At 35.1% G+C, this 14,313-nt stretch carries 11 protein-coding genes and 6 pseudogenes; 11 read left to right on the forward strand and 6 right to left on the reverse strand.

What is annotated here, in order from left to right; genetic code table 11:
- Positions 1–15: 15 nt before the first annotated feature.
- Positions 16–714, reverse strand: coding sequence for an alpha/beta hydrolase (locus AABM58_RS02810; RefSeq protein WP_338406269.1), 699 nt, complete (start codon positions 712–714; stop codon positions 16–18).
- A gap of 155 nt (positions 715–869) precedes the next feature.
- On the opposite strand from AABM58_RS02810, the gene AABM58_RS02815 reads away from it, so the two are divergent.
- On the forward strand, positions 870–2,006 hold the full coding sequence (locus tag AABM58_RS02815) for a cysteine desulfurase family protein (protein WP_338406270.1): 1,137 nt from the start codon (positions 870–872) through the stop codon (positions 2,004–2,006).
- Between the two features lie 579 nt (positions 2,007–2,585).
- Here AABM58_RS02815 and AABM58_RS02820 read toward each other — a convergent pair.
- A pseudogene (locus AABM58_RS02820) lies at positions 2,586–3,412 on the reverse strand (IS5 family transposase).
- A 262-nt stretch (positions 3,413–3,674) separates the two neighbouring features.
- On the opposite strand from AABM58_RS02820, the gene AABM58_RS02825 reads away from it, so the two are divergent.
- From AABM58_RS02825 to AABM58_RS02860, 8 genes and pseudogenes are all read left to right on the forward strand, one after another.
- Positions 3,675–3,980, forward strand: coding sequence for an integration host factor subunit alpha (locus tag AABM58_RS02825; protein ID WP_265022178.1), 306 nt, complete (start codon positions 3,675–3,677; stop codon positions 3,978–3,980).
- Positions 3,980–4,306: a MerR family transcriptional regulator gene (locus tag AABM58_RS02830; RefSeq protein WP_007549338.1), complete on the forward strand. Its 327-nt coding sequence runs from the start codon at positions 3,980–3,982 to the stop codon at positions 4,304–4,306. Before AABM58_RS02825 ends, AABM58_RS02830 begins: the two co-directional genes overlap by 1 nt.
- Before the next feature lie 45 nt (positions 4,307–4,351).
- Positions 4,352–4,948: a murein hydrolase activator EnvC family protein gene (locus AABM58_RS02835; protein WP_338406271.1), complete on the forward strand. Its 597-nt coding sequence runs from the start codon at positions 4,352–4,354 to the stop codon at positions 4,946–4,948.
- A 12-nt stretch (positions 4,949–4,960) separates the two neighbouring features.
- Positions 4,961–7,411 (forward strand): leucine--tRNA ligase, encoded by a 2,451-nt coding sequence (leuS, locus tag AABM58_RS02840; protein ID WP_338406272.1) that lies wholly within the window; start codon positions 4,961–4,963, stop codon positions 7,409–7,411.
- A 118-nt stretch (positions 7,412–7,529) separates the two neighbouring features.
- A complete protein-coding gene (locus AABM58_RS02845; protein WP_338406273.1) occupies positions 7,530–8,126 on the forward strand; it encodes a hypothetical protein in 597 nt (198 codons plus the stop codon).
- A gap of 402 nt (positions 8,127–8,528) precedes the next feature.
- Positions 8,529–8,663: pseudogene (locus AABM58_RS02850) on the forward strand (PD-(D/E)XK nuclease family transposase); the annotation flags it as partial.
- Positions 8,664–8,809: 146 nt separating this feature from the next.
- Positions 8,810–9,123, forward strand: a pseudogene (locus AABM58_RS02855) (IS66 family transposase); the annotation flags it as partial.
- Between the two features lie 168 nt (positions 9,124–9,291).
- Positions 9,292–10,310 (forward strand): annotated as a pseudogene (locus AABM58_RS02860) (IS4 family transposase); the annotation flags it as partial.
- A gap of 15 nt (positions 10,311–10,325) precedes the next feature.
- On the opposite strand, the pseudogene AABM58_RS02865 reads toward AABM58_RS02860, so the two are convergent.
- Positions 10,326–11,152 (reverse strand): annotated as a pseudogene (locus tag AABM58_RS02865) (IS5 family transposase).
- Positions 11,153–11,198: 46 nt separating this feature from the next.
- On the opposite strand from AABM58_RS02865, the pseudogene AABM58_RS02870 reads away from it, so the two are divergent.
- Positions 11,199–11,460: pseudogene (locus AABM58_RS02870) on the forward strand (IS4-like element ISWosp8 family transposase); the annotation flags it as partial.
- 161 nt (positions 11,461–11,621) lie between these two features.
- Here AABM58_RS02870 and AABM58_RS02875 read toward each other — a convergent pair.
- From AABM58_RS02875 to AABM58_RS02885, 3 genes are read right to left on the reverse strand one after another with little or no spacing between them, the layout of a single operon-like run.
- Positions 11,622–12,230, reverse strand: a complete 609-nt coding sequence (locus tag AABM58_RS02875) for an SCO family protein (protein ID WP_338406274.1) — start codon at positions 12,228–12,230, stop codon at positions 11,622–11,624.
- A 44-nt stretch (positions 12,231–12,274) separates the two neighbouring features.
- Entirely contained in the window at positions 12,275–12,970 is a 696-nt protein-coding gene (gene dnaQ / locus AABM58_RS02880) for a DNA polymerase III subunit epsilon (RefSeq protein WP_338406275.1), read from the reverse strand.
- Positions 12,971–12,994: 24 nt separating this feature from the next.
- Complete coding sequence (locus AABM58_RS02885; protein ID WP_338406276.1) at positions 12,995–13,645, reverse strand: Tim44/TimA family putative adaptor protein; 651 nt, start codon at positions 13,643–13,645, stop codon at positions 12,995–12,997.
- 164 nt (positions 13,646–13,809) lie between these two features.
- On the opposite strand from AABM58_RS02885, the gene secB reads away from it, so the two are divergent.
- On the forward strand, positions 13,810–14,313 hold the full coding sequence (secB, locus tag AABM58_RS02890; RefSeq protein WP_338406277.1) for a protein-export chaperone SecB: 504 nt from the start codon (positions 13,810–13,812) through the stop codon (positions 14,311–14,313).

The raw sequence follows: 14,313 nt of genomic DNA on the forward strand, positions 1-14,313 counted from the left end.
TCTTGTTTGTAAAGATTAGGCATATTCTTTTACTCTTACCTCTTTTTTGACCTTTTGAGAAGAAATAGTTGCACTATTCAAGCGCAGTTTTATATAATTGTCCACGATTTGAGTCACTTCCTCTTCTTTATCCCTTAGAAAGTGATTAGTATCGTCTATTATATGGTATTTCATGTGATCACTTTTTACTGAATTTATCAACCTTTTTGCTAATTCTGTTACATCGCTTTCTTCTGAGATTGTATCATTGCTGCTTTGTATTATAAGCCCAGAAACTGGACAGGGAGAAAGAAAAGAAAAATCGTACTTAGTTACCGGAAGAGAAAGAGCAATAAAACCCACTATCTCAGGGCGGCGCATTGTTAGCTGCATAGCCACCCATGCTCCAAAAGAAAAACCAGCGATCCAAATTGGAACATTGCTAGGATTATGTTCCTGAAGCCAATCAATGGCTACCGCAGTGTCAGTTAATTCTCCTATACCCTTATCAAAAGTTCCGGTAGATTTTCCCACACCACGAAAGTTAATTTTCAATGCGGAAAAATTGTTGTCGATAAAAGACGTATATGTACTATGTACAATTTTACTATCCATATTACCACCATATTGAGGATGATGATGTAAAACCAGCACAACCGGCGCGTTGGCATTTTTGCTTTGATGGTATTCACCTTCTATCTTTCTTGTTGCATTATTCAAAAAAACTTCAACCATGGTAACTCCTAATAAGAACCCGCTTGACAGGTATTGATGACATGAGTTATTAATTATGTATTAATTTCGCTGTTTTTGCAATAAATTTTTTATCGTGTTAAAGCTAACGTACATAGTTATGGTTATAGTTGATGGTAAACTTATTTAAGTGACAGATGAGTCCATTCTCTTTAGAAAATAGTGGTTGCGTATATGCTGATTACAATGCAACTGCTCCAATTAGCGAGAATGTAAAAAAAAGTATATTTGAGGTCTTGTTAAAACAAACGCTCAATCCATCATCGCTACATAAAAGAGGACAAGAAGCGAGGAAGATTCTTCAGGATGCAAGAGATAACGTACGTGGTGCTATTGGTGTTCTAAGTGATAAAGAAATAGTTTTTACGTCTGGTGCGACTGAAGCGAATAACCTTGTTATGAGAGGAATAGCAGGCTATCTGCATATAATTTCAGCTATAGAGCATCCTTCAATTCTTAATTCTGCATGTAATCCATATATAATACCCGTTAATCAGGAGGGCATTGTTGACTTTTTAGAGCTAGAAAAAATTCTAAGCGAACTTAAAGGAAACAAAGCAATAGTTTCAGTTATGATGGCAAATAACGAAACCGGAGTTATTCAACCTATTGAGGAAATAGCTGAAATAGTACACAAATTTGGAGCAATTTGCCACACTGACACTGCTCAAAGTGTTGGGAAAATTAAAGTTAATATGGAAGATTTAGGAGTGGATTTACTCACTTTATCCGCCCATAAATTTGGCGGTGTAGCAGGCAGTGGAGTTTTAATATTCAATAAAGAACTTGCGATAGAACCTATTATAATAGGTGGTGGACAAGAGAAGGGATTTCGTGGTGGTACGGAAAATATTGTTGCGATTGCAGGCCTTTCTGCTGCACTGCAAAATATTCCAGACCTTCTATCAAAAATGGATGAAGTAAAGGAGCTACGTGATCAATTAGAGTGTGAATTATTAAATCTTGCCAGTGACATAAGAATCTTCGGTAAAAGCTCTAAGAGGCTGCCAAACACAAGTTTTATTTATATGCCAGGAGTAAAGAGTGATGTGCAGCTCATGCATTTTGACTTGAATCATATTGCAGTTAGTAATGGCTCCGCGTGTTCTTCTGGAAAAGTTGAGCCTTCCCATGTTTTGCTTGCAATGGGGGCAACAAAAGAGCAAGCAGAGTGTTCAATTAGAATCAGTATAGGTCCAGAAACTAAACCACAAGACATAAAAAAAATAGTGGATTGTTGGTATAATATCTACAAGCAGAACTCCTTGGTATAGATAATACGTGGTATCATGCAGGCACTGGCCGAGCATTAGATGTAAAAAATTACTTGACAAACTCCGCCAGCGCCCTTATCATGGTACTGAAGCTATTTATTTATCTTCTCTGTACAGATTAAATGACAAAAAAACTCACGTATCTGGCGTCTCATGTTTAATTTTTTGCACTATGTGCACTCTATGTCTTTATCAAATTTCTGGGTTTTTACCTACACAAGCTGAAATACGCTTATAAAGCATTTAAAACATTAAAAAACGCCAACTTAAAAAATGGATAGTGAATAATTAGCTACCTTAGGGTTTCTTTTGCCTTTTTTTCTGTTTAGTAAATTTCTTAACGTTTATAATTTAGATTAGTTGCGGCTTAAAAGCAGCTAAATCGCGGTTATTAAACGTTTAGAATAAAAAAACGCCATACTTGAAAGTATAATGTAAGTAATTAGCCAACCACGGGGCTTCTTTTGCCTTTTTTTTCGTTTGGTAAATTTCTTAAATATTATGGCTAAAGATTGCACGAATGTTGCAATTACAAAAGCGATCTCTACTAGGAGGATGTCATTAGACTTCTTTCAAAATTCATGTATGGAGCTCAAAATTGTGAATTGCAGCAATCAAATTAAACCTTAAACCAAAACGTTTTCGTCGGTTTCTATACCTGTCCGAGATGATTTTAAACCTTTTCAATAAGCCAATTACGTTTTCAACAATTGCCCTTTGGCTCATAAGTGCCCTGTTCTCTTTTTTTTGTTCTTTGCTTAACGGATTCTTTTTCATTTTCCTGTGCGGTAATACAACATTTTTGTGTATCTTCTGCATTCCCCTGTAGCCGGCATCAGCTAAGATTTTGGTGTCCGGTAATATTGCTACCTTTGATTCTCTAAACATCCGAAAATCGTGTTTTCTACCATTCGAGAAAGATGTGCATATGACTTTTTTACTCTTCTTCTCTGTTACTATTTGTGTTTTTATAGTATGCCTTTTTTTCTTTCCAGAGTAGAAGGGCTTTTGCTTTTTTTTGGTCTCTCTACTGGCGTTTCAGTTCCGTCTATTACTAAAACTTCATATTCTACATCACTCTTTAATAGCTCTTTTTTTCCTGGTAATGCAAAATCTGGATGTTTTATTAATATGTCTTCTACCTATCTTATTATTTTAAAACTGTTACTTTCACTCATGCCATAGCTTTGCCCAATATGAAAATATGTACGATATTCTCTTATATATTCCAGTGCCATAAGTAGCCTGTCTTCTATGCAAAGTTTACTTTTTCTTCCACTTCTAGCTTTTTTTCTTTTATCCTCCACTTCTAGAATTTCTACCATTCGCTCAAATGTTGCTTTTTTTACCCCTGTTAAACGTCGAAACTTTTCTCCTTCTAACTTTTCTATTTCCTTATATTTCATGCTTTCAAATACTTCATCTTACACTCCCTCTAACAATTTTGAAAGAAGTCTAATGGGTTTATGTTTATTGTCAGCGGAATTGTAGTGTCAATGTTAGCACTTTTTACAGATCATAAAATGGCGCTTTTTGCGATATTTGCAATGTTGGCAGTTGCTAGTATTTTAAATTATGCTACAAAAGAGACATACCCTAAAAAATAAAGTAGCTGAACCTTAAGTCAGTTGCTATATTGTGTTTAAATATTGCAATACTTACTCAATTATGGATCATGTTATAACAAAAGACACAGCAGTAACTAAGGCAACAATAGCTGAAAATATAAACCAAGAAATAGGATTATCAAAGGAAGACTCTGCTTCGATAATAGATGATATATTGGACGAAATAAAGACGAGCTTGGCAAAGGATGGAATAGTAAAAATATCGTCATTTGGAACATTCTTGGTCAAAAAAAAGAAGGAAAGGCCAGGAAATATACCAAATACATCGGAGAAAGTGATGATTCAGGCAAGAAATTCAGTTTCTTTTAGGCCTTCAAAAATTATAAAAAAATCAATCAATAATTAATGAACAAGGAAAAATTATTTTATACGATTGGGGAAGTAGCTGAAGAGCTACATTTGGAACAGCATGTTTTGAGATTTTGGGAAGGTCAATTTCATCAAATTAAGCCTACAAAGCGTAAAGGAAGAAGGCTATATGATCGTAAGTGTATAGAGGCCATAAAGAAAGTAAAATACATGCTATATGATAAAGGATATACAATAAAAGGAGTGCAAAAAGAATTTGGTAATGATATAAAAGTCACAAAGAATTTGTTGCAAGAACTCACCGATTTGAGAGACTATTTAACTAGTAAAATAAATAGCGAGGAAAGTAACAAGCAGACGTGAAACACTACGTCTCGCTAAAATTTTGGAGTTTTATGAGAGTTTAAAATGTGGCATATAGCCTCATTTCTTATGTTATTAGCAATATTAATAGGCTGTGGCCTGCAAAAACCCGCACCTGTGCTGCTTAAAGGCGAAGAATTTTACGGAAAAAGAGATCTGGAATATACAAGAGAGTACCATTTAATTAGGGAGCCTTCAGTGCAAAAAGAAAGTAGAAAAGCCATCATAAATAGGATATACAGAGATAACAATAATGCACAAAACGTGGAGGTAAATTGTAAATTTGTAATGCCAGTTAAAGGTTCAGCTACCTCTTCTGATGAAACGTGTAAGGATGGCATAAAAATTGCTGCTCAAAATGGAACGAACGTAATTGCCTCTGCACCCGGCAAAGTGATATATGTAGGCAAAGGGCTGAGATGGTATGGAAATTTAATTATAGTGGAACACAAAGATAATTACATGACTGTGTACTCCTATTTAAAAAACATACATGTTGAAATTGGTGATAAAGTAAAACAAGGTCAAGTAATTGGATCTGCAGGTAAATCAAGCACACAAGATAAAGACCCGCAGATGTGTTTCACAATACGGCATAATGGCCAAGCGGTTGATCCTTTGGTGCACACAAACTGTGATTAAATTTGGATTGATATGAAATATGATTTTAAAAATGTTGAAAAATTTTATCAAAATAAATGGGATTTTTCTGTAAGCAAGAGCGGTAAACAAGAAAAGTGTTACGTGTTGGAAATGTTTCCATATCCATCTGGTAAAATTCATATGGGACACTTACGTAACTATACAATAGGGGATGTGATAGCGCGTTACAAGAGAGCTAATGGATTTGAGGTTTTGCACCCAGTTGGCTGGGATGCGTTTGGATTACCAGCTGAAAATGCAGCAAGGGACAATAATATTAGCCCTGCGGTATGGACGAAAGAGAATATAGATAATATGCGTACACAGTTGAAATCTATAGGTCTTTCTTATAATTGGGAGCGTGAACTCTCCACATGTGAACCTGACTATTACAAACACGAACAAAAATTTTTCCTGGATTTTTTAAAGCATGGGCTTGCCTACCGAAAAGAGTCGTGGGTTAACTGGGACCCGGTAGACCAAACAGTGCTTGCAAATGAACAAGTAGTCGACGGAAAAGGATGGCGGTCAGGCGCCGTTGTTGAAAAACGTAAGTTGTCCCAATGGTTTTTAAAGATTACTGATTTCGCTGAAGATTTACTCAAGTGCTTGCAAAGTTTAAAAAATTGGCCAGAAAAAGTCAAAACAATGCAGGAGCGTTGGATAGGAAAATCTGAAGGGATCACCATAGAATTTGAAATAGTTGGCTTAAATAAGAAATTAAAGATTTTTACAACTTCTCCTCATACTTGGTTTGGAGCTTCTTTTTTTGCGGTAGCAGCAGAACACCCTATTGTGCAGGATCTTAAGGACAAAGAAATACGAGACTTTATCGATGGCATGAAAGCAAAGGAGGAAAATGACGAAAAAATAGGAGTTTACACCGGATTAAACGTCAAGCATCCATTTCTTGATAAGGAATTGCCGCTTTACATAGCGAATTTTGTGTTGATGGAATATAGGGAAGGCGCGATTTTTGGGTGCCCTGCACATGATCAGCGTGATTTTGAATTTGCACAGAAGTATGGTTTGCCGATTATTCCTGTTATTTGTGAAAAGGGTGCACAAGCCATAGTGACTCTAGAAGAAGCCTACACTGGCGGCGAAATAATGTGCAACTCTGAATTCTTAAATGGATTGACGGTTAGTGAAGCAAAGGAAGTAATCATTAAAAAGCTCAAAGAAAAAGGGATAGGTGAGAAAACAACAAACTATCGTTTACATGATTGGGGAATTTCGAGACAACGTTATTGGGGATGCCCTATACCTATTATATATTGCAAAGACTGTGGTACTGTTCCAGTGCCAGAAAAAGACCTGCCTGTAATACTGCCCGCGGATGTGGAATTCACAAGTGGTGGCAATCCACTTGATAAACATCCTACTTGGAAATTTGTTGATTGCCCAAAATGTGGAAAGCAAGCAGAGCGTGAAACTGATACGTTTGACACCTTTTTTGAATCCTCTTGGTATTTTGCTGCATTCTGTAGCGAAGATAAATCAATAGACAAAGATGCGTGTAATCGTTTTATGCCTGTTGATTATTATATAGGTGGAATAGAGCATGCAATTCTGCATTTGCTTTACTCACGATTTTTCTGCCGTGCTTTAATCAAATGTGGCTATTTTGATATTAAAGAGCCTTTCTCTACTTTAATCACTCAAGGAATGGTCTGCCATGCAACTTATAAAGACGAAAATGGTAAGTGGCTATTTCCCGAAGAAGCAAAAGAGTTGATTGCACAAGGAGCTAAGGTTCAAGTTGGAAAAGTCGAGAAAATGAGCAAGTCGAAAAAGAACACAGTTGATCCAAATTTTATCATAGAAAAGTATGGTGCTGATACTGCCCGCTTGTTTGTGTTGTCTGACACTCCTCCAGAGAAAGATATGGAATGGTCCGATGATGGCGTGGAAGGTTGTTCTCGTTATGTAAATAAATTGTGGCGTATGGTCATGCAGCTTAAGCCTGTGAATATGCACTATGATAACAAAAGTGTTATGGGTGGACTTCTAGAGTACAGAAAAAAAATTCATAAACTCTTACACGGACTTACAGATGACTTGGAAAGCTGCAGATTAAACTGTGTAGTGGCAAAATTCCGTGAAATGACAAATTTAATAGCTGAAATAGATGTAAAAACTGGAAAATCTCTTATTGATGAAGGTATATGTATACTAATCAGAGTAATTGAACCGTTCATGCCACATCTGGCTGAAAGCCTATGGCAAGAAATAGGAGGTCAACCTTGGCCAAAAGCTGATGAATCATTATTAGTTGACGATACGGTAACTATAGCAGTGCAGATCAATGGAAAGTTGCGTGCGACAATCGAAGTGGCAATTAACTTACCTCAAGAAGAATTGAAGAAAATAGCGATAGACTCCGTGTCCAGTAAAATCGATCAAAATAAAGTTCGCGCTGTATATGCTGTACCAAATAAGATAGTAAATATAGTTATATAAAAAATCCGTAGCGCACCTTTGACTTTATGATTATACTTTTTTTAACATGCGATTATATCTTTTTTAATATAAAGGATATATACTTATGCATTATATATTTTTTTGTATGAGGAGTTATATGAAAATGAAAAGATTATGTGCTTTAGCTGTGTTGCTCACATCATCTCTAGCAGGTGCAGCTAATAATAGTGCAAGTAAGTCAGAAGATCAGTACTATGCAGGTTTAAACTTTGGTGCTGGATGGGGTGGTGGCTTAAAAATAAAACCTAGCGTTGTTTTTGGTTATCATCATGACAAAAACTCTAAGTTTGAACTTGAGGTTCTCACTGACATAAGTGATATGTTTGGTAAAGAAGAAAAGAAAATGGGGGCTAGCTTATTAGCAAATTACCGTTATTACCCTGACCTTGATATTGATCCCGTTAAGCTATATGTCAGCGGAGGTTTAGGAGGATACCTACAAGTAATACCTTTTGGCTTTGGTAAAGCAAGTGAATCTTCAGAAGGGGATGGAGCTGCTGCAGAGGAGGCATCTGTAGTAGATAAAATACTGGGTTCTATTTCCTATAAACTAAAGGTTGGTGTTGATTATGAAATTGCTCCACAGATAGTTGGTACAGCTGGTATTACCGCAGGCGGGCAACTAAGTGGCTTTAAACCACCAGTACAAATACCGGACGCGATTCTAGAAGTAGGAATACGTTATAATTTTTAATGCTGCTACTTAGTTCATAAAGGTAGAGGCAATGTTGAGGATGAAATAAACAGCATTAAAAAAATCCGGAAACATATGAGATACTTTTCGAATATGGTTTTGAACGCTAACTATAGATTAGAAAAATAATAAGAGAGAGGGTGAACTCCAGTATTTTAGCAAAAAATAGGAGGTACCCCATAAATAAAAAGATGATAGAATTGTTTTGTAGACGATTATTGTAACGAAAATTTTGTAAACAGGCTATTGTCTAATGGGGAAAAATCTACGTAACCAGACTGCATTCTGTGATTTTTAGCAAAACACGATCTTTCATTTGAGCTTTCTTCAATTTAAAATAGATACAGAAAGTTGCTGCCTAGCTATCTTCAAAAATATGGTTGAATAATTGTGTGTATAATTATTAATGTTTTCCAAGCATTTTGGCCATCAAAATTTCTCGATCCTCGCAATGATTTGTGTTTCAAAAAAATCTTTGGAACGGAAAAAAACAAGAATATCCCTATCCACTTTTTGAACGATATTTTAGGGTTTTCTAATTGCACATAAGTCAACAATAATTTTCACACAAATCAAAACAGCATATCTTCTCCATAATCCTTGGTAATTTTACATAAGTTAAAAGTAGCATATGGTTCTCTCCACGGTCTGAGATGACAATAAATTTGTCAAGCCACACTATACTTGTTAGGGCGGAAGTGGATGGCAACATGTTTACCACGAAGTCTAAACTATTACAACTACCTGAAGCAATTGGAGCTTCTCGAGTTACGAAAAATATTTTGAAATCTGAAAGAATGATGTGGAAATTTTTAGATGACCCAGAAAATATTCCGCTGACAAATAACCACGCTGAACGGTAAATTCGGCATTATGTCGTTTATCGCAAAAATTCATATTTTACCCAATCGAAGCAGGGAACTTGAACGGATAATTTCGTTATACTTAACATGGAAACAAAGGGCCTTTTCACAATCTCCTATCTATTGTTTCTTAAACCACTCTGCTGAACGGACAATGGCGTCAACTTAAGGAAAAATATCAGCGATAGTGTATAAAATTTCTCTCTAAAACTTTTACCATTAAATTATCCAGAAGCCGCAGGAAACAGCACTTTTGTTTCTATTTTATTTCAACAAAGAAGTTTAAAATGTGTCCTTTTTAGGTGAAACATGCAAAAAGGAAAAATTTTATTCTACAAATTAAAAATATAATATACTCGAAAGCTTTTCAGAGAATCCATTGTGTTGGAAAAAACAGTTTTACACGAACAAGAAAACTTCCTTTTTCGACAGTATTTTCTATGATTTTAAAGTTAGTTAAAAAAAGTTTGGGAATAGAATGTGAACTTATGGAGCCATTGACATGTAAAACTCCACCCTCAAAGCAAGCTTTTTCTAAAGCAAGGTATAAGATTTGCCATACAGGCTTTCAAGAATTATTAGAGCTAAGCATCCAAACAGCCTATCAGGATGAACCTGAGTATGGAACTTGGAGAGGCTATAGACTTATTGCAGCAGATGGTTCTGGTATGAGATTACCCAGCTCTGAGGAAATTGTATCCGAGTTTGGCCGCTTTAAACCAAATGGAACAACAGGCACAATGCCACCATTGGCAATTTGTTTGTTGATTTGTGTACTTCGCTGATTTGTAGTGCTCGTCTTGCGGCTTGGAATATAGGTGAACAAACGTTGGCGGAAGAGCAATTACCCGAAGTTATCACTCAAATGCGTTCATTAAATCAAAAGAAATTATTATTTATCTATGATCGTGGTTATCCTTCAGTAAAATTCATTCAGCAGCATTATGATTTGGAAGTAGATTTTATTTTTCGCTTGCAAAAAAGAAATTATAGCAAGCTATGGGAACGAATTGCATCTGGAGAATTAGATTTCGATTTTATATTAGAAAATGAAAAGCTAAAAAATAAAATGAAAGGACAGAAAGTAAGAGTTATAGTGCTGACATTAGCCAACGGAGAAACAGAGGTATTGATTACTTCACTTTTTGACCGAGTAAAATTTACTTTGGAAGATATCAGCAAAGCTTATGTGTTAAGGTGGCATATAGAGGAGTGCTATAAACGACTCAAAATAGGTGCAGAATTAGAGAATTTTTCTGGCGTAAATTTAGAGGCTGTATTACAAGAATTTTGGGCAAACTTAGTCATGTGTAATATATTAGACTTCTTTCAAAATTCATGTATGGAGCTCAAAATTGTGAATTGCAGCAATCAAATTAAACCTTAAACCAAAACGTTTTCGTCGGTTTCTATACCTGTCCGAGATGATTTTAAACCTTTTCAATAAGCCAATTACGTTTTCAACAATTGCCCTTTGGCTCATAAGTGCCCTGTTCTCTTTTTTTTGTTCTTTGCTTAACGGATTCTTTTTCATTTTCCTGTGCGGTAATACAACATTTTTGTGTATCTTCTGCATTCCCCTGTAGCCGGCATCAGCTAAGATTTTGGTGTCCGGTAATATTGCTACCTTTGATTCTCTAAACATCCGAAAATCGTGTTTTCTACCATTCGAGAAAGATGTGCATATGACTTTTTTACTCTTCTTCTCTGTTACTATTTGTGTTTTTATAGTATGCCTTTTTTTCTTTCCAGAGTAGAAGGGCTTTTGCTTTTTTTTGGTCTCTCTACTGGCGTTTCAGTTCCGTCTATTACTAAAACTTCATATTCTACATCACTCTTTAATAGCTCTTTTTTTCCTGGTAATGCAAAATCTGGATGTTTTATTAATATGTCTTCTACCTATCTTATTATTTTAAAACTGTTACTTTCACTCATGCCATAGCTTTGCCCAATATGAAAATATGTACGATATTCTCTTATATATTCCAGTGCCATAAGTAGCCTGTCTTCTATGCAAAGTTTACTTTTTCTTCCACTTCTAGCTTTTTTTCTTTTATCCTCCACTTCTAGAATTTCTACCATTCGCTCAAATGTTGCTTTTTTTACCCCTGTTAAACGTCGAAACTTTTCTCCTTCTAACTTTTCTATTTCCTTATATTTCATGCTTTCAAATACTTCATCTTACACTCCCTCTAACAATTTTGAAAGAAGTCTATTGTCGCTTCATATGTGTGATGCACAAGGGCCTTGGAATCCAGATCAAATTGCTGAGTATCGTTTAAATTTTTCAGTTTTATTTGGTGTAATGAGGCAGAAACTCTATCAGGTACTTATTGGAAATTGTTCGCCAAAAAACTTTCAAGCCCTTTTTGATAGAGCAAGTATACGCGCTAAAGTTAAAATCCGACCAGGACAGCCGCGATAAGGTAGATAAGCCCAAACGCCATCATGTCTTTAGGAGAGTTTGCTAATGGAGGCTCTTAAGTTGACGCCATTGCCTGAACAGATACCTTTACGAACATTTATTTTTGAAGACAGCAAATAGTGTCATTCCAATGCGTCTTCCCGTGGAGATTAAATTATAATGCTCATGCAGTTGCGTGCTCGGCTAATTAACAGAAAAATCTATAATTCAGTTTACGTATTTTCTTATCTCAGCCAAAATCTTATCAGATTGACTTTCGTCTGAATTTAAATCAGCTGCAAAGTGTGTAACATATCTTCCTTCAGGGCCAATAAGATATATTATCGAAGAATGGTTGATTTCTTCTTCTCCACCAACTTTGCTAGCGTATACTTTATACTTTGCAATTACTTCGTCTATTTTTTCTCTTTCACCAGTTAACATTTGTATTCTATGGTCAAATTGCTGCTGAAATTCTTTGAGTTTTTCAGTGCTATCGCGTTCAGGATCAACTGTGATGAAGAATGTTTGTAGCTTGTTGTTAGTCTTCTCATCTAACTTTGCAAGTGTTTCTGAAATTATTCCAAGGTTCATAGGGCAAATTCTTTTGCATGAGGAAAACCCAAAGAAAATCATCATGTATTTATCTTTAAAATCACTACTGCGCAGGATCTGTCCGTCCTGATTAATTAAAGAAAAATCTCCGCCTATCTTAACTTCTGCGTTGTGAATCGCTGCTGGGGCAAATATGCCTTTTTTGGTGAAATAACAATAACCTAAAAAAACAACTGCTAATGCTACTAGCATATTAGATAACAATCTTATAAACCTTACCATTAGGGTGCTCTCAGTAAAATTAAATTGTATCTTTATTGGTTGATCTATTCAATATATTTATTCCAAAGTGTATTGTTAATTTTGTCTAACAGTTTCTTATGTTCATCAATTTCTTCACTATTTGGTGAATGTTCTCTGGGAGTTAGATTACGCACTTTATGCTGAACGAATGTAGAGTTACTGTCCTGATTGCATTCATTATCAAACAGAAAGGTTTGTAACCCTCCTGTAAGTTCAACATATACCTTTGCAAGCAATTGAGCATCAACTAGTGCTCCGTGCAATTCTCTATTCTCTAGCGATATATCAAAACGCTTACATAATGCATTCAAAGAAGCAGGTGATCCTGCGAATTTTTTCCTCGCAAGAGGTAATGTATCTAGCACTCTATCTGAGGAAATTAACCCAGCATTCAGCTTGCTTAACTCCATGTTAAGGAACTTAACATCGAATTCAGCGTTGTGAATTACCAAAATATCATTAGATATAAAGTCAAGAAATTCAAGTGCAACATTTGAAAATAATGGTTTATCTTCTAAAAATTCTTCACTAATACCGTGAATCTTAAACGAGTGATAAGGTATATCTCTTTCTGGGTTAAGGTACCGATGGAATACTTTACCTGTTGGAATACGATTAATTAATTCCACACACCCTATTTCAATAATTCGATGACCAGATTCAGTGTCAAGACCTGTCGTTTCAGTGTCAAGTACTATTTCGCGTAGCTTGCTTTCCATGGTTAACTCTAAATAAAACTAATCTTACTTGTCATTTGTCTTATCGTTACTTGTCTTTTTATAGTGAATAGAAACAAGCAACCAGCTTGGGTCTGATGAATTAACACTTTTTTTGAATTGCCATACATCCTCAACTTTATTAATAGTGGATGTACTACCTGATATGATATCTCCTTTATTATTCTTAACGAAGTTAATTTGCTCTGAAAGGAAATATACTGCAATAAACACTACATTTTTTACTAGCTTTATTTCTAAAATCTTTTGTGAAACGATAGAAACAATGATAGACTCGTGCACCTCTTTACGATGTTTAATCTTCTCTGCAAAATTATCATATAAGTCTTTATCGAGAAGTGGTTTTAACTGAGACAAATTTCCTTGATTGAAATACTTTATTATTAATTCAAAAGCTATGCTTGAACCTTCTATAAAGTGGGAAATAGAAAAATCTTTATTTTTTTTTAATATTTGTTCATAAGTAACTTTTATTGAATTTTCATCATTGCTATCAATGTAACCCTCAATGTTTTCTACTACGTCTTCTCTACTTCGGCTTACATCCAATACACCAGTTAGCTTTTTTAGGTTGAGGTTGGCTGATCTTCCTAAAGAATTATACAAACGTGAAAAAATGAACGCCGCTAATAAAGCATATATTACAAGCTCTATCATAGTAACTCAACTCCTTGGCATATAAAGTATCCGAACATTATTAATTATTAATGAAAATATGTTTTTCATATCAACTTATAATCAGGTTTGCTATTCGTTTGTAAATGAATATATTATATAAGAAAGTATTAAATATCTCAACTTAATTAAAGGAGACGTAAGAAATGCCACAACAAAAAATGAGAATTCACGGTCAATATGTTAAAGATCTATCATTTGAGAATCCGAATTCGCCATTCCTTTCTTCTAGTAAAGCTCCAGATATTAATGTAATGGTTAATATCAATTCAGCAAAATTAGAAGGGACGAAAAACAAAGAAGAAGTGAATGAAGAAAAATCTTTCCATGAAATTACTTTGCATATAGAAGTCAAAGCAACGATAAAAGATGAAGATATAAAAGATGGCGTAGCTTTCATTTGTGAAACGAAATATTGTGGCATTTTTTCAATAGAAAATTTAAAAGAGTTGAGCGAGGAAGAGGTAAGACAAGCTTTGTTTATTGGCGGACCTACTTTTCTTTTTCCTTTTGCAAGAGAAATAATTGCAAGAGTTACAAGTAGTGGTGGATTTCCCCCACTGATGCTAGATCCGATAGATTTTGAAACTATGTATGAGCAGCAAGGTCAACAACAAAAAAGTAACGGTAGTAATTCCAATTTTAACTAA

Origin of the sequence: Wolbachia endosymbiont (group A) of Longitarsus flavicornis (genome assembly GCF_963931955.1) — a bacterium.
GTDB lineage: Bacteria > Pseudomonadota > Alphaproteobacteria > Rickettsiales > Anaplasmataceae > Wolbachia.